A 23,421-nucleotide genomic window follows, 5' to 3' on the forward strand; every position below is an offset into this window, starting at 1 on the left:
CCCCTGGCCTGTGATGGCCACTCCCCCAGGACATTTGGAAGACGCTGAACATGACACATCCGCAGAGCGAGGCCGAACTGGCCGATTTCATTGCTGGCGCCAAGGGGCCGCTGCAGATCCAGGGGGGCAACACCCGTGGTGTCGTCCTGGACGGGGACGTCGTGTCCACGCGCGGGTTGAGCGGGGTGACGCTTTATGAACCCGGTGCGCTGACATTGGTGGTCCAGGCCGGCACGCCGGTGGCGGAGGTGGAGGCCCTGCTGGCATCGGAAAACCAGCAACTGGCGTTCGAGCCGATGGATCACCGCCTGCTGATGCACACGCAAGGCGAGCCGACGATGGGCGGGGTCTTTGCCGCCAATATCTCTGGCCCCCGGCGCATTCAGGCCGGCGCGGCGCGGGATTTTCTGCTGGGCGTGCGGTTCGTCGATGGGCAGGGGCAGGTGTTGCGCAATGGCGGGCGGGTGATGAAGAACGTCACCGGCTATGATCTGGTCAAGCTGATGGCCGGGGCGCATGGCACATTGGGGGTGCTGTCCGAAGTCTCGCTGAAGGTCCTGCCAACGCCGGAAACAACTGCGACCGTCACGGTGCGCGACCTGGATCTTGCAAAAGGAATCGCGGCGCTTTCTGCCGCATTGGGGTCCCCGTTTGATGTGACCGGCGCCAGCTACGATCCGCAGGTGCGGACGGCTTACGTGCGGCTGCAGGGGTTCGAGGCTTCGGTACGGTATCGCGCCGAGGCGCTGACAAAAATACTGGGACAGTTGGGCAGCGTCGAGGTCCTGACCGACTGTGCGGATCTGTGGCGCGGCATCCGCGATGTCGCATCTCTGGCGGGGCAGCCAGGGGATGTCTGGCGCATTTCGGTAAAACCGACGGACGCGGTGGCCCTGATCCCGGCGCTGGGCGCGACACAGGTGCTGTGTGATTGGGGTGGTGGATTGATCTGGGCGCTGATGCCTGCCGGACGTGACCTGCGCGCGTCGATGACGGTGCCCGGCCATGCCACCCTGGTCCGTGCGGCCGAGGGCACGGTTTTGCCGCGTCACCACCCGGAACCGGCACCGCTGGCCAGGCTGGCGGCCGGGCTCCGGGCGCAGTTCGATCCACGCGGCATTCTCAATCCTGGGCTGATGGGGTAATCACATGCAAACCACCTTTACCGACAACCAGCTCCGCGACCCGGGCACCCAACGTGCCAATGAAATCCTGCGCAGCTGCGTGCATTGCGGGTTTTGTACCGCGACATGTCCCACCTATCAGGTGCTTGGCGACGAATTGGACAGCCCGCGCGGGCGCATCTACCTGATCAAGGATATGCTGGAAAACGAGCGTGTGCCGGATGAGAAAACCGTCAAGCATATTGATCGCTGCCTGTCTTGCCTGGCCTGCATGACCACCTGCCCGTCGGGGGTGCACTACATGCATCTGGTCGATCACGCCCGCGCCTATATCGACAAGCATTACAAACGCCCGCTTTCGGATCGGGCCTTGCGCTGGCTGCTGGCGCGGGTTCTGCCCTATCCGACCCGGTTTCGGCTGGCCTTGCTGGGGGCCAAGCTGGCCCGGCCCTTCAAGGGGCTGCTGCCTGACGCCCGCCTGCGGGCGATGCTGGAGATGGCGCCCAAGGTGATCCCTCCGGTCAGCCGCAACGACGATCCGCAGAGCTTTGCCGCCTCCGGCACGCCGCTCAAACGGGTGGCGCTGATGACAGGCTGCGCGCAAAAGGCGCTGAACACCGATATCAACGATGCCACCATCCGCCTGTTGCGCCGTTTCGGCTGCGAGGTGGTGGTGGCCGAGGGCGCGGGCTGCTGCGGCGCCCTGACCCACCACATGGGGCGCGAGGGCGAAAGCCATGCCGCTGCCGCCCGGAACATCCGCGCCTGGATGGCCGAGAAAACCGGCAAGGGGTTGGACGCGATCGTCATCAACACCTCTGGGTGTGGCACCACGGTCAAGGACTACGGCCATATGTTCCGCAATGACCCCCTGGCGGCGGATGCGGCGGTTGTCTCTGGCCTGGCGATGGATATTTCGGAGCTGCTGATGCAACTCGACCTGCCGACAGGGGCGGAGAAGGGCGTGACCGTCGCCTATCACGCGGCCTGCTCCCTGCAACATGGCCAGCAGATCAAGACCCATCCCAAGACCCTGCTCAAACAGGCAGGTTTCACGGTGGTGGAGCCGGCCGACAGCCACCTGTGTTGTGGTTCGGCCGGGACCTACAACCTGCTGCAACCGGACATCTCCGCACAATTGAAGGCGCGCAAGGTTCGGACCTTGGAGGCCAGGTCGCCGGATATCATCGCGGCAGGCAACATCGGTTGCATGATGCAGATCGGCTCGGCAACCAAGGTGCCGATTGTGCATACAGTCGAGCTGCTGGATTGGGCGACGGGCGGGCCAAAGCCGCCAGCGCTCAGCCAGAATCCGGCGGACTCTGCGGTTCCGAACTTGCGCTAGGCCTGCACAGGCGGCATCACCTTGGGGGCGCGAGTCGCACTTGCGCGCCCAAATTTCGCCCCGCGCTTTTGCAAACATGCGACTCGGGGAACGTGGAGCAAAGCGGTGGTGCCAGTGTTGCGATTTATTTTATCTTTGGCATTGGTTGCGCTGGCACAGCTCGTGCAGGCGGCAGAGCTGGATGACAGCCGCCTCAAGAGCCTGGAAACCACAGAGGCCGGGCGCGACTGGGAAGCGGTCGGGCGGCTTGACCGCCAGGGCGAAGGGTTCTGCACCGGCGCGCTGATCGCGCCCGATCTTGTGCTGACGGCGGCGCATTGTCTGTTTGACCGGACGACGCTGCAGCAGATCGACCCCACGACAATCGAATTTCTGGCCGGGTTTCGCAATGGCCGGGCCTCTGCCTATCGCGCTGTGAAACGCGCGGTCGTGCACCCGCTCTATATCTATGACGGCACATTGTCGGCCGTCCGGGTGCGCAATGACATCGCCTTGTTGCAGTTGCAGCGCCCGATCCGGAACACCACCGTCACCCCCTTCGAGACCGACGCCCGCCCGCGGCGCGGTGCCCGCGTGGGGGTTGTGTCCTATGCGCATGACCGGTCCGAAGCGCCCTCCCTGCAGGAAGTCTGCGCGGTGATGGCGCGACAGGATGGCGTTCTGGTGATGTCCTGTGACGTGGATTTCGGGGCGTCCGGCGCGCCTGTATTCTCTTTCGAGGGTGACCGCCCGCGCATCGTGTCGGTCGTGTCGGCAAAGGCGCGTGTGGAGGGCAAGGCGGTTTCGCTCGGGGCGGCGCTCGCCGAAGAGCTGACCTTGCTGGAGGCGGAACTGACGGGAACCCACGTCGGCAGCCGTCTCCCGGCAGGGGTCAGCCGGGTCCAGGTGGGCGAACCCCGCCGCGATGATATGGGAGCAAAATTTATCAGCCGCTCACGCTGATCCTCTTGAAACTGTCGATGATGTTCATATTTCATTGGCTGACCGAGGTGCCAAGAACGGGCCTTGAGTCGCCAACGCCCGTCCCGAAGAGGGAGGGCATGATCGTAGTAATCGCTCAAAGATGAGGATGAACCATGCGTACGTTTGATTTTACACCGCTGCACCGTGCAACTGTTGGTTTCGACCAGATTGCAGACCTGATGGACCGCGTCATGAGCGCCGACATCCAGCAACCCAGCTATCCTCCTTACAACATCGAAAAAACCGCCGATGACGCCTATCGCATCTCGATCGCGGTGGCCGGTTTTTCCGAAGACGAACTTCATGTTGAGGTGAAGGAACACGCGCTGATCGTGTCCGCCCGCAAATCCGACGACGTGGAAGAGCGCGCCTATCTGCATCGCGGCATTGCCACCCGCGCGTTCGAACGCCGCTTTACGCTGGCTGACCACGTGCGCGTGGAGGGGGCCAGCCATGCCGACGGCATGCTCCATATCGACCTGGTCCGCGAGGTGCCGGAAGCACTGAAACCGCGCCGGATCGAGATCGCCTCCTCCGCCGGGCGCAAGCCGAAAGAAATTTCGGCCCCGACGGTGAACTGATCCCGCCGCATCCGCGTTTTCGCTGATGATCTGTCGCCCCCGGCTGGCGTGCCGGGGGCGTCTTGCTTGCGATCTAGCGCAGGCTTTTCTTGCGATTTAACGCAGGCCTTACCACTCGGTAGGTTGCGCGCAGGCCCGTACTCTGTCCTACTGCGGGGATGAACCCCTCATCGCCTACACATGGCACGACGCGATCCCAGTTGATCGTCAGCGCGCGCAAATTGTTCGCCGCGCATGGCTTTGCCGGGGCGTCGATTGCAGCAATCGCACGGGAGCTTGGCCTCACCAAACAGGCGTTGCTGCATCATTTCGGCAGCAAGGAGGCGCTATATGCGCTGGCGGTCGAACAGACCGCTGATGAGGTTCTGCACCTGCTCTTTGACGCGATGGAGGATGATCGGCCGCCCGAAGACCAGCTGGAGGCGTTCTTCGCCCGGTACCTCGCGCAGATGCAGTTTGATGCCGATCCGGCCCGGCTGCTCGGGCGCGAGCTGATCGACGCTGTCACCACGGGGGGCGAGGCCACGCGACCACAGGATGGCGGCGCGTTTGTGACCCTGCTGGAAAGCCTCGTGGCCACGGTTCAAGCGACCGAAAGATGGCAGGGGGCCGGGGTTCAGGGGGCGCTTGCGGTCACGACGCAGCTTCTGGGGGCTGCCGCCTTGATCTACACCGGCTCCGCCACGCTGACGGGTGTCTTTGGCCCCGCCGCCACTCAGGGCGCGCGGGACCAGTCTGTTCAGATTTACGCGGCGCTGGTGTCAGGCGCTCTGCGGCACTGAGTGGGGCCGCTTGCGGGCTTCGCGGTTCAGCAACCAGGCGCTTGCGAACAGGATCAGCGCGGTTCCAAGCCACATGTTGCCATCCGGCACAAAGCCAAAGACCACGACACCGAGGCCGACGTTGAACACCAGTTTCAGATGGTCAAAGGGCTGTAAGAACGCCGCATCCGCCAGGGTATAGGCCCGCACCAGCGCATGTTGCGCCAGGGCTGTCAGCAATCCGGCGGCGATCACCAGCCACAGGGTGCTCAGCGGCAGGGCAAAGCCGGCACCAAAGGCCAGGGCGGCATTGGCGGGGCTGAGCAGCAGCAACAGATAGATGGTCACCGTTTCGGTGCTGTCACGGTCTGTCAGACGTTTGGTGACAACAGAACTCGCGGCCCAGAACGCGGCGGCCGCGACGGGCAGCAGGGCCGTTAGCTGGAACCGATCCGACCAGGGCGCAAGGATGATCAAACCGCCCAGGATGCCCAGGATCACGGCCCCCCAGCGATGCGCCGAAACCTGCTCGCGCAGCACCAGACCCGCGCCGAGGGTCACAAAGAAAGGCGACAGCAGGATCAGCGCAATCGCTTGCCAGATCGGCACATAAGACAGCCCGAGCGTCCAGAGCTGCACCCCCGCGACCGCCAGCCCGACGCGGATCACATGCGCCATCACTTGTCGGGTCGTCAGCACCGCCGACCGGTTTCGCCAGATCCATGGGATATAAAACAGCAACGCGATCAGGTATTGCCAGAAGGTCACCGTGGGGGCCGCTGCGCCATGCCGCATGGTCATCGCCTGAAGCGTGGTGTTGACCAATGCAAAACAGGCTCCGGCGATGACCATCAGGCCAGCCGCGCGAAGCGGAGTGGGGAGGGATTGAGTCATCTGCGTTTCGTCCTTTCCTGTGCACGCATGTGACCCAAGGCAGACGAACAGACCCAAAAACACCCTTCGACGGGGGGGGCGATACGGGTCTCTCCATTCTCTTCCATCCGGACTTTGACCGTCGGTCCCGGAATTTCGCCGGGTCTGCTGACACCTCTGCATCGGGGCAAAGGCCGCTCGTGGACTGTAACCACCGGTAGGGAATTCCACCCTGCCCTGAGAATAGCGCCCCGCCCAGAGGCGGAACAGCGCGAGGTTAGGCAAGAGCGGCGCCGAAGGAAAGGTTGAAAAGGCGCCGCCTCCCTGAGGGAAACGCAGCCTATCCTCCTTGCAAGAAACCTATCCCCCCTTGCAAAAAAGGGCCCCTGTCGCGGGGCCCTTTTCAAATTACCGATCGTACGGCGCTGTTTAGTCGATCTTGAAGGACCAGAACATGGTTTCACCAGAGCTGTCGTCGACACCGTCATTGTCGGTGGACACCCAGGCGGTGCCATCGGCCAGGATCGCCAGCCCTTCGATCTTGTCGAGGACATAGCCCCCGGTGGATGTCAGGTCCGGCAGCAGGTCGCGGACTTCTTCCTTTTTGACGACCGGCAGCGTGCCGCCCAATTCGCCAGGCACCATGTCAGAGAGGGCAACGCGGTAGATTTTCTTGGTGACCGCGCGGTGATCGTGCTGGTTGTCCCGCTCGATGATGTAAACATGGTCGCCATGGGCCACGATCTCGGACAGGCCGACCCAGCCGGTGGCCGGCTCTGCCTTGGGATAGTGAACCGCGCCCCATTCCTCTGTCTCGATGTTGTAAGAGACGAGTTTGACATGGTTTTTCGGGTCGTCTTTCCATTCCCGCTGGACCGCCATCCACAGGGTGTCGCCGACTTTGGTGATGCCTTCAAAGCCGAAACGCTTCTCGACAGTCATCAGGGCCGGCGGGATCACGATCTCGCCCGCGTTGGTCTTGATCAGACCGTCCTTGCTGACATGGTAGATCGCATGCGGGATGGCGCGTTCCATCCGCCCCTCAGAGGCAACATAGAACCCGCCTTCGCCGTCCAGGGTGATCCCTTCAAGGTCGAGCTTCTGGGCCGCGTCGCCATTGGCACGATGGATGCGGATCACATCCACGATGCGCGCGGGCATCTGCGAGGGATCGATCTTGAAAATCGACGGCTGGAACCCGTAAAAGCTGTCGTTCACCGCATAGATCATGCCATCGGCATCGGCCACCATGCCAGAGATGGCCCCCCAGCCTGTCAGCTCTTCCATGCCCTCGGAGGTCAGATGAGGATAGACGGCCGGGGCGTCCTGCTGTTCGAACAGCATGACATGGGCGCGGCCACCGCCGTCTTCGATCAGGTCAGATTCGTTGGCAGACACCAGCAAACCGCGTTCCGGAATGGTCACGTAGCCTTCGGGACCGGTGCCGGAGGGCAGCAGTTGTTTCAACACCGGGTTGGCCGGATCGGTCACGTCATAGACGCCAACAATCGAAGCGCGCTCGGCCCCGACAAAGACATAGGGCGTGCCGTCAAATTCGGCAAAGGTCACGCTTTCGGGTTCCACGCCCTTGGCATCGGAGCGTTTGTCCGGGTAGTGGCCGATCTGGATGATCGCATGTTCGAACTCCACGCCAGAGTCGTACACCACGGTGCCGTCCTTGTTGAAGATGGTCCAGCCGCGCGAACCGCCATTGTAGTCGCCTTCGTTGGCGGTGGCGAAATGGGTATCGTCGATCCAGGTCACCGCGTCGGGTTCGCGCAGCCGACCCGTCTGGCGCTCGGTGAAAATCAGCGCGCCGCGTTCGTCTGTGGCGTCGATCCCGTCAAGATCAACAGATCCGGCGGAGAAATGATTGATCACATCGCCGTCTCTGGACACAACAACCATGTGGTTGTTTTCCTGCATGGTGATGACGGTTTCGCCCAGACCGTTGATGGAGACATATTCCGGTTCGGGGTCAGACCCGGCGATTTCCGCCAGACCGGTCAGATCCACCATTTTCATCGAGCCACAGTCCAAACCGCCTTCGGGGGTGTTGACCATCACCAGATTGCCAGCTGGCAACTGTGGGATCACACCATCGTTCAGGTCTTCGTCCCGCTCGTTCTCGATCGCAATGGAGAGGAACGCGCCGTCCTTGGACTTGGCAAGTGAATCGGGCTGACCGCCCAGATCACAGGCGCCGATTTCTTCGCCGGTCGTGGTGTCAAAAGCCATCAGCTGACCGGAGGGCTGGGTGTAGCTTTGCGAGGTATTGACGCCAACATAGGCAATCGTGCCGATCACCGCGACCGATGTCGGTTCGCCCGGCAGGGCAATATTGCCTTTCGGGGCTGGATTGGCCGCATCGGAAATGTCGATCATCCCAAGCGCGCCAAGCGGGCTGTCGGTGTAGACCAGCGTCATGCCGTCGGCGGTTACATCAATGATCTCGGGCGAGGACTCGCGGCTGGTGTCTTCGCCGCTGGCCATATTCTTGACCACGGGAAAAGACGCAATGCGGTTGAAGGATTTCTCTGCCTGCGCAAGACCAGCGGTCAGCGCGAGGGCAGATGTCAGGCACACAAGGCGAAGGGACATCGGCAGCTCCAGAAGGTGAATTTCCAATGCCCCGGCCTTGACGCCGTGCCGTAAAACATTTGTGACGAATTTTTGTAGATTTAAAGATGACTCCGTAAGGGGGTCTTTAGTTCGGGCCTCTAGACTGACGGTGCGCTTGGTGAACGGGCGATGTTCTTGGAGGGATGTCACAATGGACGTGGCTGTTTTGCACCAGATAGATGCACGACTTGTCGAGGGCAGCTTTGGCACGGTATTTGCGCGCAAGGCGGAACTGACGGATGTCTTCTACAAGCATCTGTTCGAGGAAATGCCGGCCGCGCGGGACATGTTCACCCATGATTTCTCGCGACAGAAAGAAATGTTCGCGCGGGTACTGGCGACTGGGGTCCGCAGCCACCGCGGCGACGCGACGCTTGCCCCCTTGATCGAGAACCTGCTGCTCCAGCATCGGCATCTGGGCTTGACGTCAGAGCATATGTATATGGCCCAGCGGGCCTTGCTGATGGCGTTTCGTGTCGTGCTGACCGGTCATCTGACCGCGGCCGAGCTGTCGGCCTGGAACGCGGCGCTGCGGCGCCTGTGTCAAAGCATGGCGGCGGGGCTCAATGGCCCCACCACCTGATTTTTGGCCCGTCGGCCCGTCGGTCAGACCGACATGCAGAGGTATTTCATTTCCAGATAGTCTTCGATGCCGTGATGGCTGCCTTCGCGTCCCAAACCGGACTGTTTGACACCGCCAAAAGGCGCCAGTTCGGTCGAGATGATGCCGGTATTGATGCCGACAATCCCGTATTCCAACGCTTCGGCCACTTTGTAGACCCGGCTCAGATCCTTGGCGTAGAAATAGGAGGCAAGGCCGAAAATGGTGTCATTTGCCATTTCGATGACCTCCTCTTCGGTCTCGAACTTGAAGAGCGGCGCGAGGGGGCCGAATGTCTCTTCCTGGGCGAAGGCCATGTTCGGGGTCGCGCCTGTAACGATGGTGGGTTGAAAGAAGGTGCCGCCCAGATCGGAGGCGGTGCCACCGAGAATGACATCTGCGCCCTTATCCTTGGCATCGGCGATATGGGCCTCAACCTTTTCGACGGCGGCCCAGCTGATCAGGGGGCCGAACTGGACGCCCTCTTCCAGGCCGTCGCCGACTTTCATTTTGGCAACTGCGTCCTTCAGCTTCGCGGCAAAGGCATCGTAGACGCCGGCCTGCACGTAGATCCGGTTGGCGCAGACGCAGGTCTGTCCGTTATTGCGGAATTTGCACATGATCGCGCCTTCGACAGCGGCGTCCAGATCGGCATCGTCAAACACGATGAACGGGGCATTGCCGCCCAGCTCCATCGAGCATTTCATCACCTGATCTGCGGCTTGCCGCAGCAGGATGCGGCCCACATTGGTCGAACCGGTAAAGGTCAGTTTGCGCACCATGGGATTTTCGCAGAATTCCTTGCCGATGCCGGATGCGTCCGAGGCGGGTATCACGCTGAAGACGCCGGCGGGCAGGCCGGCCCGGTCCGCCAGCACCGCCAGAGCGGTGGCAGAGAGCGGCGTTTCCGTGGCGGGGCGGGCAACAAAGGCACAGCCTGCCGCCAAAGCCGGACCCGCCTTTCGGGTGATCATGGCATTGGGGAAATTCCACGGGGTGATCGAGGCGGCGACGCCGATGGGCTGCTTCAGCACCGTGATGCGTTTGTCGCGCTGGTGGCCGGGAATGGTCTCGCCATAGATCCGCTTGGCTTCTTCCGCAAAAAACTCGATGAAAGACGCGCCATAGGCGATCTCGCCACGGGCTTCGGCCAGCGGCTTGCCCATTTCGGCGGTCAGGATGATCGCCAGATCCTCCTGGTTTTCCATCATCAGGTCAAACCACTTGCGCAGGACGGCCGCGCGTTCCTTGCCGGTCCATTTGGCCCAGTCTTTTTGCGCGGTATTGGCAGCAGCAATCGCTGTGCGCGCCTGCATACGGCTGACATCCGCCACATGGGCGATGACATCGCCGCGTGCTGGGTTGGTCACCTCAAACGTGCCCTCGCCATCCACAAATGCGCCATCGACATAGGCGCGGGCTTCCAGAAGGCTCGGGTCCTTCAGAAGCGCTTTCAGGTCCGTTGTTGCATCGAGCATGGTATCCTCCGCAAAATTCGAGTCTCGCAAATCCAAATCAGTTAGGCCTAATGTTGTCCAGTGACACCTATAAGTCCAGAACACTTAATATGTTAAGGGAGCAGCATGGAACTCGACGATGCCTACGCAAACGGAGCCTATATCGAAGGCGCGGCCCATTACCCTGAACGCTGGGCGGCCTCTGCCGAAGATTTCCGGAACGCCCTGCGCGACCGGGCCCGTCTGGACCTGCCCTATGGGGAGGGCGCGCGGTGCACATTCGATCTGTTCCTGCCGGAGGCCGCGCCGAAGGGCGTGTTTATCTTTGTCCACGGCGGCTATTGGATGAAGTTCGACAAATCTACCTGGTCGCATCTGGCGGTGGGCGCTCTGGCGCAGGGCTGGGCGGTGGCGATGCCATCCTATGATCTGTGCCCGCAGGTCCGAATCGCGGATATCACCCGCCAGATTGCGCAGGCGGTGACCGTGATCGCCGAGCAGACCGAGGGTCCGATTGCGCTGGCGGGCCATTCCGCCGGCGGCCATCTGGTGGCGCGGATGGTGGACAAGGCGGTGTTGCCGGCGACGGTCGCTGCGCGCATCCGGACGGTTGTGCCGATCTCGCCGCTGTCGGATCTGCGGCCGTTGCTGCAGACGTCAATGAACGACGCCTTCAAGATGGATATCGCGGCAGCCACCGCAGAGAGCCCGGTGGAAACAACGGACAGATATGACGCAAAGGTCACCGTCTGGGTGGGCGGCGCCGAACGCCCGGCCTTTCTGGATCAGGCGATCTGGCTGGTCGAGGCCTGGGACGCGGATCACGTCATCGCGCTGGACAAGCACCATTTCAACGTGATCGAGCCGCTGGCCGATCCGGACAGCGATCTGGTCGCCGTCATAACGGGCTGAGGCGCAGGAAATCGTGTGCGTGCGCGAATGGGATCTTGCCACGGATCGACCTCTCGCGCACGATAGCGGGCAGAGCGGGGCGATGGCGTCGCCGTCCTGACCTGTTGCCAGACAGGTGGGCGCTCTGCCTGTCCCATATCTGTCCTGAACGCCGGGAACTTCTTTGACAAAGGAGGGTCCAGCATGACCGCTCGTCCTGAATTCTATCGCTTTCACAATGGTGAAAAAGCGCCGCTGCCGTTTGCCATCAGCGAGTACGAGGCCCGTATCGCGCAGTTGCGCCGCGCCATGGCGGCGCTTGGCGTCGAGGCTGCTGTCTTCACCTCGATGCATAATATCTCGTATTATTCGGGCTTTACCTATTGTGCCTTCGGACGCCCCTACGGTCTGGTTGTGACCACCGACCAGGCGGTGACGATCAGCGCCGGCATCGACGCGGGACAGCCCTGGCGGCGCTCCTTTTGCGACAATATCACCTATACGGACTGGCAGCGGGATAATTTCTGGCGCGCAATCCAGTCGCTGACCGGCACCGGCGCGGTGATCGGATTCGAGAGCGACCACCTGACGCTGTTGCAGCAGGGCAAGCTGGACCTGGCGCTTGCACCGTCCCGCATGGTGGACCTCTACGAGACGACCATGCTGCAACGCATGCACAAATCCCCGGTCGAGCTGGCGTTGATCCGGCAGGGGGCCGCAGTGGCGGACGTCGGCGGGTATGCGATCCGCGAGGCGATCAAGCCGGGCCAGCGTGAGATCGACATTGCCATGGCCGGGCGCGACGCGATGGAGCTGGAAATCGCCCGCCGGTTTCCCGATGCCGAGTACCGGGACAGCTGGGTCTGGTTCCAGTCGGGGCTCAACACCGATGGGGCGCATAATCCGGTCACGGCGCGGCAGGTGCAGCGCGGCGATATTCTGTCGCTCAATACCTTTCCGATGATCTCTGGCTACTACACGGCGCTGGAGCGCACATTGTTTGTCCAGGACGTCGATCCCGCCAGCCTGCGGATCTGGGAGGCCAATGTGGCGGCCCATGAATTTGGGATCTCATTGCTGAAACCGGGCGCGCGCTGCGCGGAGATCACCAATGAGATCAATGCGTTTCTCGACGCGCGCGACCTGCTGCAATACCGGACCTTTGGCTATGGCCATTCCTTTGGCGTGCTGTCGCATTATTATGGCCGCGAGGCGGGGCTGGAGCTGCGCGAGGACATCGACACGGTGCTGGAACCTGGCATGGTCATTTCGATGGAGCCGATGCTGACGTTGCCACAGGGGCAAGCCGGCGCCGGGGGCTACCGCGAGCACGATATCGTGATCATCACCGAAGACGGCGGTGAGAATATCACCGGATATCCCTATGGGCCGGAGTTCAATATCGTCGGTTGAGCGATCAGGCCCACCTGCGGGGTTGACCGGCTGACGGAGACGCTGCATCCAACGGGGGATCGGCGCGCAAAGGGCGGGTGACGGACAGGGCTGTGACGCCGCAATTCGTTTGCCCGCCACGGATCGTTTGAAATGGCGCGCAGGGCCGACCACACTGCGCAGGACGAGTCGGATCGTGAAAGGGGCAAAATGGCCTATGTGAAGTGGATTTTCATTCTGGTCTTTGGGCTATGTGTTGGCGGATTCCTGCACTACACCTTGCCGCAACATGATGTGGTGCGCATTGTCGATACCTTTGGCGAGCGGCGCGACCTGGGGGATTGGACCCGGATTTTCTGGTCCAGTCCCGACACGCAAAGCGCGACGCTGGAAAACCGCGACGTGCAGTTCATCCAGGCGGTGCGGCCCAATGGCAAGGTGATTGTCTACCGCAACGAGGATACCGGTTGGGGATGGCCCCCCTATTTCAAGTTCGACACCGCCAACCTCTTTACCGAGGCGAATGATGCCATTTCGGACAAGCAAAACCCCGAATGGGTGCGTGTCCGCCACTATGGCTGGCGCAGCGAGTTCCTGTCGGCCTTTCCCAATGCGGTCTCTCTGACACCCGCCACCGGGCCGGACGACAAGCCGGTGAACTGGATCAGCATTGCCATCCTGACCGTTCTCGCGGCGCTGTTCTGGGCGGTTTTTGTGCGACTGCGCCGGTTCAAGCGAAACCGGATTGATCCGCTGATCGAGGACGTCGAAGACGGATTTTTTGCTGCGGGAGACGCGCTGGAGGATCGCACACGGGGGCTGCGGGGCTGGTTCCGGCGCAAGCCGCGCTGAGTTAAGCGCTCCGGCCGCAACCGCGAACCACGGTCAATCGGCAAAAAGATGCGGCGCCCGCACGATGTCCAGGGCAGTCTCATGGGACAGGTCAAGGAAATTGGAGATCGCCCGGGCGTTTTCCTCTTCCGATGCGCGTTCCTGCACGGCCCAGTGATGTGAAAACCCGGCGCCGCGAATTTGGTCCACTTCATTGGCGATGTCATTGCGAATGGTCGGCAGAAGTTGTTCCAAGGTCGCCTGGGGCGCGCGTTCGCCAGCCAGTCCGACGCGGCGGGCATGGCCAATCAGGTAGCTGTCGGAGAAGTCACAGTCGATCCGCAGCAGGCGTGTATGCGATCTGTCAGAAAAGAAATCATGCATCAGATCCAGCGCTGCCGGATCCATGCAGACGACCAGACGGTCAGTTTCGTAGTAATCAAACAACATGCGCATCAGGGCACGGCGGTGGCGGGTGCGCTTTTCCAGGGTGCGCTGAATGCCGCCAAGGTCGGGCAGGGGGGTGTTTTCCTCGTCAAACAGATACTCGATGGTCGGAATATCGGTCTGCGCACCAATGGCCGCCAGAAGCCGTTTGGCCACGTGCCATTTCTTGCTCGCAACGATCAACAGCTCCCGCTCGCGGCCCAGGCTGCTCTCGGTTTCCCAGAACCGGGGCGCGAACCGCTGTCCGGTGCGGCCACGTTCTGACAGGAACTGAAACAGGTTCCGCCCCTCGTTGGAGATCTGAAACGTCACATCATGCGCCGCATAGAGTCGGCCGAGCCGGGTCTTGAGCGACTTTGCATCCGGGCTGATCTTGCGGGCAAAGAGGAAATCCTGACTGAGCAACAAGTCATAGTGATCATTGTGAAAAACCACTGGCATGCCGTAGTCGCTGAACATCAGGAAGGTCAATGTCCGGCATTCGATCTCTTCTTCCCGGATCAGGTGACGGACCAGGGTCTGGAAGAATGTCTCGTCCGGGATCCAGGTGCTGGCAAAAAACCGCATCACATCCCGCCGCTTGCGGGTCATGTCGAGGATCGCTTCGACGGTGCGTCTGCGCAGGCACCACCACTGGCTGCCGATCTGCACCTGAAGGTCGGCCGGGATCTTGCGCGTCAGGCCCAGGCGTTTCTGGGCGCCATAGGCCGCGTAAAACCTGCGTTTCTGGGTGCGTTCGTTGAAAAAATGGCGGTAGATCAGCCGGTCTTCCTTCATCCCGGTCTTGATCCAGTTGCTGTCGAAGAAATCGAAACTCTCGATGAAATCCTTGTCCTGTTGATCCAGGAAACTGCGGGCGTAGTCGGCGGTTTTGATCGCCATGCAGTCTCCGGACAGCATGTAGAAATGGGTGGCGCGTGGAAAATCCTCCACTGCGGCCTGCAGTGTGTTGAGGGTCGCGCGCACCAGCGACCATTCCCCCCAGCCGCATTTCACCCGGCGTTTTGCAAAGGTCACGTTTGGGTTGTCGGTCAGGGCGGTGCGGATCTTGCGAAAGGCCGAGGCGCTGGCGCGACCATCGAAATGGATCGCCATGCAGTCGCCGGTGGCGGTCAGGCGCTCGGCCTGTTCGATGACGGCTTCGGGATCCTTGTGGCAGAGCAGAATATAGGCGATTTTTGCCATGTCCGAGACGCAATCCCCTGTTTTTCCGGATTGTTTCATTGATAATGAGGAAGTGGGGCCGAATAAACCAGATTGTTTTGCATTCCGGGAAACTCGGGGCAATGTGGCAAAATCAGACGAGCAGAGGGAAGCAACCATGGGATTTCCAGGCACCTGGATGACAGAGAGCGAAAGCGTCGTGTATCGGGTGGTGCCGAAATGCGCCTGCTCTACCATCGGGCAGATCATGTATTTTTCTGACCATGGCACGTTCTTTGATGGCGACATTCATGACTCGACGGAAAAACTGCACAAATGGGGGCAGGAGGAGAGCCGAGCGCGGATCGAAGAGAACGTGCGGGCGCATAAATCCTATGCCTTCACCTGCGTGCGCAACCCCTACACCCGCGTGCTGAGTTCGTTCTTCGACAAGATCTGCGGCATCCAGCGCAACGGACGGCGTTACCGGGGCAATCTGGTGCCCAAGCTGATGTATGAATATGGCATCGAAGTGGGCGGCGAGGACGGCAAACAGGAGTTTGACCAGATCAAGAGTTTCCGCCGGTTTTTGCTGTTTGCCCGTGACAGTATCCGCTGGCGGCGCCCGATGGAGCCGGACATTCACTGGTCAGCCACTTCGGGCCATGTGTCGACCTTCATCGTCAACGGCGGCCGCTATGACAAGGTGATCTGGACCGAGAAATTCAACGAGGGCATGCAGGAGGTGCTCGACGCGATCCAGACGCCGCATCAGGTTGATCTGGGCGCGATACCGCGTTTCAACGAGAGCGAAGGCCATGGGCCGAAACGGGCGCATCCGGTGGCGGAGTATTTCGACGACCTGTCGATGCATCTGGTCTATGAGATCTACAAACGCGATTTCGATCTGTTCAAATACGATTTTGAAAACCCGGGCAACAAGCTGCCCCTGGCAGAGATCGACCTCGACGAGGTCCATGCCAAGCTGGGCGATTGAGGCGTGTGGACCGGCGAAAGAGCGGGGCAGGCTCCCGCCCGTCTTGCGATCATGTGACATGATCTGATCCCGTTGGGCCGGGCGCCGGGCGTGGCCCGGCGCGGTCTTGCGGCACGGTTGTGGATTTCAGGCCGGCCGGGTGGATGTGGCAGCAAAGCCATGGGGGCCGTGGGGCCCGTTCAGGGGGATCTGAGCCGGTGTTTCTTGGGGGGGGGGCGCCAAGGGTGAATCGCGCGGGCCGCCCGTGACCCGGTCCGCCGCTGTCTGGTTCAGGCGCGCAGGCAGGTCGGTCAGGCAGAAAGTTGGGACACGCAGAAAGGTCAGACACGCAGGCGCTATGGACAAGCGAAAGCCCCCTGTCCGAGGGGGCTTTCGTCGTCGTCAAAGGGGAGGGCGCGGCAGGATGCCGCCTCAGTCTTCCTCGGGGACCATGCGCACGGCGCCCTTGGCTGCGGATGTGGCCAGCATCGCATAGGCTTTCAACGCGGTGGATACCTTGCGCTTGCGCTTGGCGACAGGTTTCCAGCCCTTTTCGTCCATTGCCGCGCGGCGCGCTGCCAGGGTCGCCTCGTCCACCGCGAGATGGATCGATCGGTTGGGAATGTCGATCTCGATGGTGTCGCCCTGTTCCACCAGACCAATGGTGCCGCCCTCTGCCGCTTCGGGCGAGACGTGGCCGATGGACAGGCCGGAGGTGCCGCCGGAGAAACGCCCATCGGTCAGCAGGGCGCAGTCTTTGCCGAGGCCTTTGGATTTCAGATAGGAGGTCGGGTAGAGCATTTCCTGCATCCCCGGACCGCCCCGTGGCCCCTCGTACCGGATCACCACCACATCGCCGGCGCTGACCTTGCCGGTCAGGATGTCGTTGACGGCCTGGTCCTGGCTTTCGCAAACATAGGCGGTGCCGGTGAATTTGAGGATCGAGGCATCGACGCCGGCGGTTTTGACGATACAGCCCTCCAGCGCGATATTGCCGAACAGGACCGCAAGGCCGCCATCCTGGCTGAAGGCATGTTCCTTGGAGCGAATGACGCCGCCTGCGCGGTCGGTATCCAGCTCCTTGTAGCGGTTTTCGGTCGAAAAGGCCTGCGTGGTGCGCACGCCGCCGGGCGCGGCCTTGAACAGCTCTTCGGCCTCGGGATTGTTGGCGACGGCAATGTCCCATTTGGCGATGGCGGCGCCCAGGGTCGGCATGTGGACGGTGGGCACTTCGGTGTGCAGCAGACCGGCGCGGGACAGTTCGCCCAGGATGGAGAAGATCCCCCCGGCCCGGTGCACGTCCTCCATATGGACGTTTTCAGTGTTGGGCGCGACCTTGCACAGACAAGGCACCTTGCGGCTCAGCCGGTCGATGTCCTGCATGGTGAAGTCGATCTTGCCCTCATGGGCGATGGCGAGGAGGTGCAGCACCGTATTGGTCGAGCCGCCCATGGCGATGTCGAGGCTCATGGCGTTTTCGAAGGCCTCGAACGTGGCAATCTCGCGCGGCAGCAGGCCACGTTCGTTCTGCTCGTAATGGCGTTTGGTGATCTCGACGATCTTGCGCCCGGCCTCCAGGAACAGATGTTTGCGGTCAGCATGGGTGGCCAGGGTCGAACCGTTGCCCGGCAGCGCCAGACCCAGCGCCTCGGCCAGGCAGTTCATCGAGTTGGCGGTGAACATGCCGGAACACGACCCGCAGGTGGGGCAGGCGTTTTCCTCGATGTGCTGCACCTGTTCGTCGGTCATCGTTTCCGAGGCCGCCGCGACCATGGCGTCCACCAGGTCGATCTTTTTCATGTCGAGATCGGCAATGTCGATCTTGCCCGCTTCCATCGGCCCACCGGAGACGAAGATCACCGGGATATTGAGGCGCATGGCGGCCATCATCATGCCGGGCGTGATCTTGTCACAGTTGGAGATGCAGACCATGGCATCGGCGCAATGGGCGTTGACCATATATTCGACGCTGTCCGCGATCACCTCGCGCGAGGGCAGGGAATACAGCATCCCGTCATGGCCCATGGCGATGCCGTCATCCACGGCGATGGTGTTGAATTCCTTGGCAACGCCGCCTGCGGCCTCGACCTCGCGGGCAACCATCTGACCCAGATCCTTCAGGTGCACATGGCCGGGCACGAACTGGGTAAAGGAGTTGACGATGGCGACAATGGGTTTGCCAAAATCGCTGTCGGTCATGCCGGTGGCGCGCCAAAGGCCGCGCGCACCCGCCATGTTGCGCCCGTGGGTGGAGGTTCTGGATCGGTACATCGGCATAGTGTCGTTCCCTTTTCGCCCGTTTGGACATGGCTTGCGCAACAATGGCAATATGTCCGGGCCACTTACGGTTCGTTTTGTTCGGTATGGGCCGAATCTGGCGCAGGTGCAACCGGGGTTTGCGGATCCAAAGAGGCTTGGCGCCCGGGTCAGGTGGGCCGACGGGTCAACAGGGCGTCGACCCCATAGCCGATGATCAAGGCCCAAAACGGCGCGCCGATGCCAAAAAAGCTGATGCCGGACAGCGCGATCATGAAGGTGATCAGCGCGGCCTCGCGTCCCTTCGGGGACTGAAGCGCGCCGGCAAGGCTGTTGCCGATGGTGCCCAGCAACGCAAGCCCGGCAATCGCCGCCACCAGCGCCGGCGGGGCGATCAGAAAGAGACCAATCACCGCCGCGCCGCCAAGGCCGACGAGGCTGTAGAACACTCCGGCCATGACTGATGCGAGGTAGCGGGAGCGCGGGTCGTCATCCGCTTCTGGCCCGGCGGAAATGGCGGCGGTGATCGCGGCGAGGTTGAAGGCAAAGCCACCAAAGGGCGCGAGCAGCAGGCTCGCCAGGCCCGTCACTGTCATTGCAAGGGACACCGGCGGCCGATACCCCGCGCCGCGCAGCGTCATCACGCCGGGAATGTTCTGCGAGCTCATGGTCACCACATAGAGCGGCACACCCAGGCCAAGCAGAACGGTCCAGTTGAACGCGGGGGTGACAAAAAACGGTTGGGTGATCGACAGATCCAGCGTCGCAGTTGTGTTGAACTGGCCGGTGAGGGCGGCGATCGCGATGCCGGTGATCAACGCCAGCGGCACGGCGTAACGCGGCAGAAGCAGACGCCCGGCAAGGAAACTGGCCCCCATGCCGGCCACCAGGACCGTATCGGTGCCCAGGGCCTCAAAGGCTGCGAGCCCAAAGGCAAAGAGGACGCCCGCCAGCAAGGCACTGGCCAAATGGTGCGGGATCAGGTTTGCCAGCCGTTCAAACCAGCCGCTCAGGCCGGTCAGCGTCACAAGCGCCCCGCTGAGCAGAAAGGCCCCGATTGCTTCTGGCAGAGAGACCCCCTCGATGCCGGTCGCCAGCAGCGCCGCGCCGGGAGTGGACCAGGCCGTCAGCACCGGCATCCGGGTCGCAAGGGACAGGATCAGCGTCGTGACCCCCATGCCGAGCCCGAGCGCCAGCATCCAGCTCGCCGCCTGCGCCTGCGTCGCCTCCAGCGCGGCAATGGCCTGAAAGATGACTGCGACAGAGCTGGTGTAGCCAACGACGACCACGATGAGCCCGGCGATCAGATGGGAGGCTTTGAGCCGATGCGACATGAGCTGGCCTTTCCTGGCGGCGCATTCTAGGGTGAGGTCGTGCGCTTTAACGTACGCGACAGTGGCGTTGTGCGCTTTAGCGCACGGTGGCAGTTGAGCGTTATAACGCACAAATTGCAAGGACCATTCTGTCGATTTGCCCGGCGCGCAAGACGGAATAGAAAACGGGGACAGGGCAGGTGTCAGGGAGGGCCAGGTCACATGCGTGAAGATCTGATCGGAGCAAACCTGCGCCAGTTGCGCCAGTCCTCCGGGTTGAGCCTGAGCGCGGCAGCAGAGCTGACCGGGGTCAGCAAGGCCATGCTGGGCCAGATCGAACGGGGCGAATCCAGCCCCACCATTGCGACGCTCTGGAAGATCACGCGCGGATTTCACCTGCCCCTGACCGCCCTGATCGAAAGCGCCAGCTGCGAGAAGGGCCCCTGTGGCAGCCTGGCCTTTCCCGACAGTCTTTCGGTCACGCCGGTGTTTCCCTTTGATCCCGGTTTTCGCAGCGAGACCTTCATGGTCAAACTGCAACCGAACCAGAGCCACGCAAGCCTTGCTCATGATCAGGGCGTCACCGAAGAGGTGCTGGTGCAGCAGGGCGCGCTGGAGCTGCGGGTCGGCACGGACTGGCAGCGCGTTTCGCGGGGCGCGGGGGTTCGCTTTCGGGCAGACCAGCCACATGAATACCGGGCCGGCCCTGACGGGGCGGCGTTTTTCAACACCATGCACTATCCACCGCCGTTGATCGCGCCGGTGGACGGTGCGGCCACAGATCCGGCCGAGACATAGAAAGCCCGTTCATGACCGATACATTGCGCGGCAGCCTGTTGATGGTGCTTGCGATGGGCGCATTTGCGCTTGAAGACGTGATTATCAAATCGGTCGCGGCGGCGATGCCGACCGGGCAGGTGCTGATCCTGTTCGGGCTCGGTGGCATGGCCGTCTTTGCCGGGGTGGCGCGTGCGCAGGGATCCGCGCTGTGGCACCCGGGGTTCTGCACGCGCCCGCTGATCTGGCGTGCCGTGGCAGAGGTTTCAGGGCGCCTGTTTTTCACGCTGGCCATCGTATTGGCACCGTTGTCGCTGGCCTCTGCCATCCTGCAGGCAACGCCACTGGTGGTGACCGCAGGGGCCGTGGTTTTCTTTGGCGAGCGGGTGGGCTGGCGTCGGTGGCTGGCGATTGTGGCGGGGTTTGCCGGTGTGATGATGATTCTGCGACCGGGCATGAGCGGCTTTGAGGCGACCTCTCTTCTGGCGGTGGCGGGGATGCTGGGCTTTGCCGGGCGGGACCTGGCAACCCGCGCCGCGCCCCGCACCATGAGCAATGCGCAACTCGGGCTCTTTGGCTTTGCCATGCTGGCGATCGCCGGGGGCATTGCGCTGGCCTGGACCGGGGGGGCGGTCTGGCCGACGGGGCCGCAGACCCTCGCGCTTTGCGCCACGGTGACCATAGGCGTGCTGGCCTATATGGCGCTCACCGGTGCCATGCGGCTGGGCGAACTCTCGGTGGTGGCGCCGTTTCGCTACACGCGGCTGGTCTTTGCCATGGTGCTCGGGGTTGTGGTCTTTCAGGAACAGCCGGACCTGATGACACTCCTCGGGTCGGCGGTGGTGGTGGGCAGTGGCGTTTTTACCCTGCTGCGCAGCAAAACGCCCCGTTAAACGCCCCCAGGTCAGCCGACGGGTGCAAAATCCGCGGGCTTTCCACGCCAGCTGATCTTGCACCCGCCTGCGGGCCGAACTACATCTGCGCCCTATGGCCCAAGCAAAGACAGACCCAAACTACAAAGTGATTGCCGAAAACCGCCGCGCGCGGTTTGACTACGCTATCGAGCGGGATCTGGAATGCGGTGTCATTCTGGAAGGCTCCGAGGTGAAATCGCTTCGCGCCGGGGGCACCAACATTGCGGAATCCTATGCCACGGTCGACAATGGCGAACTGTGGTTGGTGAATTCCTACATTGCCCCCTATGAGCAGGCCAAGATGTTCAAGCATGAGGAACGCCGCCGCCGCAAGCTGCTGGTCTCTCGCAAGGAATTGGCCGACCTGTGGAACGCGACCCAGCGTAAGGGGATGACCCTGGTGCCGCTGGTGCTGTACTTCAACCATGTGGGCCGGGCGAAAATCAAGATCGGCATCGCCAAGGGCAAGAAGAACCACGACAAGCGCGAGACCCAGGCCAAACGGGACTGGTCGCGGCAGAAGCAACGCCTGCTCAAGGACCACAGCTGAGCATCGCGCAAGGAAAAGGCCCCAACCGGGGCCTTAATCGTGTCAGGTCACATGAGTTCGAAGCGCGCAGCGCCTGGCTGCATCAGCTGAGTTGCTTCAGATCTGCGATCATCTTGTCGATATCGCCGCCGTGGCGGTCGATCATCGCGCCGATTTCGGTCCGTTCCGTCAACAGAAGGTTCACCCCTTCGATGAACATATTGAAAAACAGATCCCGGCCCGACCGGTCCGACACATGGAAGGTCACCTCGAAGGGGGACTGCCCGCGCAGATAGGCCACGCAGGACACCTCGTACCATTTCTTGACCTTCTTAACGCCGGTCACCTCGAGCCGGCCACCGACGAACTCGCGGAAACGGCTGCCATATTTGCGGGCAATATAGCCCTGAAAGGCATCGGAGAACGCACGCTTCTGGGCGTCGCTGGCCCGGCGCGCATCCACGCCCATGGCATAGGCCGCGATATAGGAGGTGTCGCTGAACCGTTCGAAAATGCGTTCGAATTCGGCATACATTGCGCCTTCGCCCTTGCCAGAGCCGATCACGCGGTTGATGTCCGCGACCAACCGGTTGATCAGGTCAGAGGCGGAGTTTTCGTCCAGGGCCCAGCTGGGACCGGCAACAACAGAGCCGCCAAAGGCGCCCAGCGTTGCGAGAAACATACGACGATACATGATTTAAAAACCTCCGGTGTCCAGTTCGAACGGGTCGATCTCTGCGCTTGCGTCCTGTTGGCCAAGCTCGAACCGCCGGTTCTGCAGGTAGATCTGGCGGCCCTGAGCATAGCTGTCGGCGCTGTCGTAGAGAATCGAATCGATTGTTTCAGAATATGTGCCGCGATTGCCGAGCTGATCCACGACCTTGGCGGGCAGCTCGATGTCTTCGATCGGGTTGCTTTCAAGCTGGCTCAGCGGGTTGGTAAAAAAGTCGACAAATATGCCGACCGCATCGCGTGTGGTCGACGGGCCAAAGCCGGGCAGCTCGACATAGGCGCCTTCACCCGCGCCCCAGACATGCAGGGTCTCACCAAAATCGGTGCGGGCCTCGGCCATTTTGAAGTCGCTGGCGGGGTCGCCCAGACCGCCGATGCCGAACACCGTATTCACGGCGAACCGCCCCAGGGCCTGGCCGGCGCCCTTGATGTTGCCCTGCAGCAGGTAGTTCACCGCATCGCTGGGTTTTGACAGGTTTTCCGCGAAATTGCCAAATGCCGTCACCATATCCGGTGGCACGACAGCCACATAGCCCTTGGAGGCCGGGCGGAAGGCGTAGCGATCCAGCCCCTTGTTGAATTGATGGACCGAGCGGTTCGTCCCTTCATAGGGGTCGAAAATCTCCCCCGTGGCCTGTGCGGCCGGGTCCTGCGTCGCACAGGCAGAGGTCAGAAGCGCCGTTCCCAGGACCAGGGCGACGAGGGGTTTTTTTAACAATGCAATCATGCTTACCAATTTCCAGTTCGGGCGGCGCGTCGGCAAATTATGCTCTAGGTGTCACTTAGCAACCTCTCATCGTGATCCCAGTGCTCTCCCCGGCAATCCCATATCCTGTGGCAGATTTGAAACAGGTGCGGTCATGGTTTGAAAAGGAGTTTGAGACCTTATAAAG

General features: G+C 61.9%; 21 protein-coding genes and 1 riboswitch. Of the genes, 13 read left to right on the plus strand and 8 right to left on the minus strand.

Going from position 1 to position 23,421, the window contains the following annotated elements; all coding sequences use genetic code 11:
• Positions 1-50: 50 nt before the first annotated feature.
• The 5 genes from TRIHO_RS18400 (at position 51) to TRIHO_RS18420 (ending at position 4,795) form a co-directional block, all read left to right on the plus strand.
• Positions 51-1,145 (plus strand): FAD-binding protein, encoded by a 1,095-nt coding sequence (locus tag TRIHO_RS18400; RefSeq protein ID WP_068247149.1) that lies wholly within the window; start codon positions 51-53, stop codon positions 1,143-1,145.
• Positions 1,146-1,149: 4 nt separating this feature from the next.
• Positions 1,150-2,469, plus strand: coding sequence for a glycolate oxidase subunit GlcF (gene glcF, locus TRIHO_RS18405; protein ID WP_068247150.1), 1,320 nt, complete (start codon positions 1,150-1,152; stop codon positions 2,467-2,469).
• 114 nt (positions 2,470-2,583) lie between these two features.
• Positions 2,584-3,411, plus strand: coding sequence for a trypsin-like serine peptidase (locus tag TRIHO_RS18410; protein WP_408646199.1), 828 nt, complete (start codon positions 2,584-2,586; stop codon positions 3,409-3,411).
• A gap of 134 nt (positions 3,412-3,545) precedes the next feature.
• Positions 3,546-4,013 (plus strand): Hsp20 family protein, encoded by a 468-nt coding sequence (locus tag TRIHO_RS18415; RefSeq protein ID WP_068247152.1) that lies wholly within the window; start codon positions 3,546-3,548, stop codon positions 4,011-4,013.
• Between the two features lie 200 nt (positions 4,014-4,213).
• The gene (locus TRIHO_RS18420; RefSeq protein WP_232367830.1) at positions 4,214-4,795 is read left to right on the plus strand and encodes a TetR/AcrR family transcriptional regulator; all 582 of its coding nucleotides are present in this window, start codon (positions 4,214-4,216) and stop codon (positions 4,793-4,795) included.
• Here the strand turns inward: TRIHO_RS18420 and TRIHO_RS18425 are convergent.
• On the minus strand, positions 4,775-5,668 hold the full coding sequence (locus TRIHO_RS18425) for a DMT family transporter (RefSeq protein ID WP_068247156.1): 894 nt from the start codon (positions 5,666-5,668) through the stop codon (positions 4,775-4,777). The two genes, TRIHO_RS18420 and TRIHO_RS18425, sit on opposite strands and share 21 nt — an antisense overlap.
• A gap of 91 nt (positions 5,669-5,759) precedes the next feature.
• Positions 5,760-5,896: riboswitch (FMN riboswitch) on the minus strand.
• Positions 5,897-6,076: 180 nt separating this feature from the next.
• Positions 6,077-8,248, minus strand: a complete 2,172-nt coding sequence (locus tag TRIHO_RS18430; protein WP_068247160.1) for an esterase-like activity of phytase family protein — start codon at positions 8,246-8,248, stop codon at positions 6,077-6,079.
• Positions 8,249-8,420: 172 nt separating this feature from the next.
• Here TRIHO_RS18430 and TRIHO_RS18435 point away from each other — a divergent pair, with 172 nt between their 5' ends.
• Entirely contained in the window at positions 8,421-8,852 is a 432-nt protein-coding gene (locus TRIHO_RS18435) for a globin domain-containing protein (protein ID WP_068247163.1), read from the plus strand.
• A 23-nt stretch (positions 8,853-8,875) separates the two neighbouring features.
• Here the strand turns inward: TRIHO_RS18435 and TRIHO_RS18440 are convergent, their stop codons facing one another.
• A complete protein-coding gene (locus tag TRIHO_RS18440; RefSeq protein ID WP_068247234.1) occupies positions 8,876-10,348 on the minus strand; it encodes an NAD-dependent succinate-semialdehyde dehydrogenase in 1,473 nt (490 codons plus the stop codon).
• A gap of 105 nt (positions 10,349-10,453) precedes the next feature.
• On the opposite strand from TRIHO_RS18440, the gene TRIHO_RS18445 reads away from it, so the two are divergent.
• The 3 genes from TRIHO_RS18445 (at position 10,454) to TRIHO_RS18455 (ending at position 13,462) form a co-directional block, all read left to right on the plus strand.
• Complete coding sequence (locus TRIHO_RS18445; protein ID WP_068247167.1) at positions 10,454-11,239, plus strand: alpha/beta hydrolase; 786 nt, start codon at positions 10,454-10,456, stop codon at positions 11,237-11,239.
• 183 nt (positions 11,240-11,422) lie between these two features.
• Positions 11,423-12,631 carry an aminopeptidase P family protein gene (locus tag TRIHO_RS18450; RefSeq protein WP_068247168.1) on the plus strand — a complete coding sequence of 403 codons (1,209 nt, stop codon included), beginning with the start codon at positions 11,423-11,425 and terminating at the stop codon, positions 12,629-12,631.
• A gap of 189 nt (positions 12,632-12,820) precedes the next feature.
• Positions 12,821-13,462, plus strand: coding sequence for a DUF1523 family protein (locus tag TRIHO_RS18455; protein WP_068247169.1), 642 nt, complete (start codon positions 12,821-12,823; stop codon positions 13,460-13,462).
• A gap of 33 nt (positions 13,463-13,495) precedes the next feature.
• On the opposite strand, the gene TRIHO_RS18460 is transcribed toward TRIHO_RS18455, so the two are convergent.
• Positions 13,496-15,073, minus strand: coding sequence for a DUF5928 domain-containing protein (locus TRIHO_RS18460; RefSeq protein WP_068247172.1), 1,578 nt, complete (start codon positions 15,071-15,073; stop codon positions 13,496-13,498).
• Between the two features lie 136 nt (positions 15,074-15,209).
• Here TRIHO_RS18460 and TRIHO_RS18465 point away from each other — a divergent pair, with 136 nt between their 5' ends.
• Complete coding sequence (locus TRIHO_RS18465) at positions 15,210-16,028, plus strand: sulfotransferase family protein (RefSeq protein WP_068247237.1); 819 nt, start codon at positions 15,210-15,212, stop codon at positions 16,026-16,028.
• A 411-nt stretch (positions 16,029-16,439) separates the two neighbouring features.
• On the opposite strand, the gene ilvD is transcribed toward TRIHO_RS18465, so the two are convergent.
• Positions 16,440-18,284 (minus strand): dihydroxy-acid dehydratase, encoded by a 1,845-nt coding sequence (ilvD, locus tag TRIHO_RS18470; RefSeq protein WP_068247175.1) that lies wholly within the window; start codon positions 18,282-18,284, stop codon positions 16,440-16,442.
• A gap of 149 nt (positions 18,285-18,433) precedes the next feature.
• Positions 18,434-19,597, minus strand: a complete 1,164-nt coding sequence (locus tag TRIHO_RS18475) for a benzoate/H(+) symporter BenE family transporter (protein ID WP_068247178.1) — start codon at positions 19,595-19,597, stop codon at positions 18,434-18,436.
• Between the two features lie 201 nt (positions 19,598-19,798).
• Here TRIHO_RS18475 and TRIHO_RS18480 point away from each other — a divergent pair, with 201 nt between their 5' ends.
• The 3 genes from TRIHO_RS18480 to smpB all read left to right on the plus strand — a co-directional run bounded on the left by TRIHO_RS18480 (position 19,799) and on the right by smpB (position 21,817).
• The gene (locus TRIHO_RS18480) at positions 19,799-20,374 is read left to right on the plus strand and encodes a helix-turn-helix domain-containing protein (protein WP_068247181.1); all 576 of its coding nucleotides are present in this window, start codon (positions 19,799-19,801) and stop codon (positions 20,372-20,374) included.
• 11 nt (positions 20,375-20,385) lie between these two features.
• Positions 20,386-21,246 (plus strand): DMT family transporter, encoded by an 861-nt coding sequence (locus TRIHO_RS18485; RefSeq protein WP_068247183.1) that lies wholly within the window; start codon positions 20,386-20,388, stop codon positions 21,244-21,246.
• A gap of 94 nt (positions 21,247-21,340) precedes the next feature.
• Positions 21,341-21,817, plus strand: coding sequence for an SsrA-binding protein SmpB (smpB, locus tag TRIHO_RS18490; RefSeq protein WP_068247185.1), 477 nt, complete (start codon positions 21,341-21,343; stop codon positions 21,815-21,817).
• An 82-nt stretch (positions 21,818-21,899) separates the two neighbouring features.
• On the opposite strand, the gene TRIHO_RS18495 is transcribed toward smpB, so the two are convergent.
• The gene (locus tag TRIHO_RS18495) at positions 21,900-22,490 is read right to left on the minus strand and encodes an MlaC/ttg2D family ABC transporter substrate-binding protein (RefSeq protein WP_068247188.1); all 591 of its coding nucleotides are present in this window, start codon (positions 22,488-22,490) and stop codon (positions 21,900-21,902) included.
• Positions 22,491-22,493: 3 nt separating this feature from the next.
• Positions 22,494-23,255: an MlaA family lipoprotein gene (locus TRIHO_RS18500; RefSeq protein WP_068247194.1), complete on the minus strand. Its 762-nt coding sequence runs from the start codon at positions 23,253-23,255 to the stop codon at positions 22,494-22,496.
• Positions 23,256-23,421: the final 166 nt, after the last annotated feature.

The organism is Tritonibacter horizontis (genome assembly GCF_001518015.1).
Lineage (GTDB): Bacteria > Pseudomonadota > Alphaproteobacteria > Rhodobacterales > Rhodobacteraceae > Epibacterium > Epibacterium horizontis.

Bases quoted from the DNA above. Each gene is read 5' to 3' on its own strand.
- TRIHO_RS18455 (WP_068247169.1), top strand. From the start codon at position 12,821: ATGGCCTATGTGAAGTGGATTTTCATTCTGGTCTTTGGGCTATGTGTT.
- TRIHO_RS18445 (WP_068247167.1), top strand. From the start codon at position 10,454: ATGGAACTCGACGATGCCTACGCAAACGGAGCCTATATCGAAGGCGCG.
- TRIHO_RS18440 (WP_068247234.1), bottom strand. From the start codon at position 10,348: ATGCTCGATGCAACAACGGACCTGAAAGCGCTTCTGAAGGACCCGAGC.
- TRIHO_RS18400 (WP_068247149.1), top strand. From the start codon at position 51: ATGACACATCCGCAGAGCGAGGCCGAACTGGCCGATTTCATTGCTGGC.
- TRIHO_RS18425 (WP_068247156.1), bottom strand. From the start codon at position 5,668: ATGACTCAATCCCTCCCCACTCCGCTTCGCGCGGCTGGCCTGATGGTC.
- TRIHO_RS18430 (WP_068247160.1), bottom strand. From the start codon at position 8,248: ATGTCCCTTCGCCTTGTGTGCCTGACATCTGCCCTCGCGCTGACCGCT.
- smpB (WP_068247185.1), top strand. From the start codon at position 21,341: ATGGCCCAAGCAAAGACAGACCCAAACTACAAAGTGATTGCCGAAAAC.
- TRIHO_RS18485 (WP_068247183.1), top strand. From the start codon at position 20,386: ATGACCGATACATTGCGCGGCAGCCTGTTGATGGTGCTTGCGATGGGC.
- TRIHO_RS18480 (WP_068247181.1), top strand. From the start codon at position 19,799: ATGCGTGAAGATCTGATCGGAGCAAACCTGCGCCAGTTGCGCCAGTCC.
- TRIHO_RS18435 (WP_068247163.1), top strand. From the start codon at position 8,421: ATGGACGTGGCTGTTTTGCACCAGATAGATGCACGACTTGTCGAGGGC.
- TRIHO_RS18415 (WP_068247152.1), top strand. From the start codon at position 3,546: ATGCGTACGTTTGATTTTACACCGCTGCACCGTGCAACTGTTGGTTTC.
- TRIHO_RS18450 (WP_068247168.1), top strand. From the start codon at position 11,423: ATGACCGCTCGTCCTGAATTCTATCGCTTTCACAATGGTGAAAAAGCG.
- glcF (WP_068247150.1), top strand. From the start codon at position 1,150: ATGCAAACCACCTTTACCGACAACCAGCTCCGCGACCCGGGCACCCAA.
- TRIHO_RS18495 (WP_068247188.1), bottom strand. From the start codon at position 22,490: ATGTATCGTCGTATGTTTCTCGCAACGCTGGGCGCCTTTGGCGGCTCT.
- TRIHO_RS18500 (WP_068247194.1), bottom strand. From the start codon at position 23,255: ATGATTGCATTGTTAAAAAAACCCCTCGTCGCCCTGGTCCTGGGAACG.
- ilvD (WP_068247175.1), bottom strand. From the start codon at position 18,284: ATGCCGATGTACCGATCCAGAACCTCCACCCACGGGCGCAACATGGCG.
- TRIHO_RS18460 (WP_068247172.1), bottom strand. From the start codon at position 15,073: ATGGCAAAAATCGCCTATATTCTGCTCTGCCACAAGGATCCCGAAGCC.
- TRIHO_RS18475 (WP_068247178.1), bottom strand. From the start codon at position 19,597: ATGTCGCATCGGCTCAAAGCCTCCCATCTGATCGCCGGGCTCATCGTG.
- TRIHO_RS18465 (WP_068247237.1), top strand. From the start codon at position 15,210: ATGGGATTTCCAGGCACCTGGATGACAGAGAGCGAAAGCGTCGTGTAT.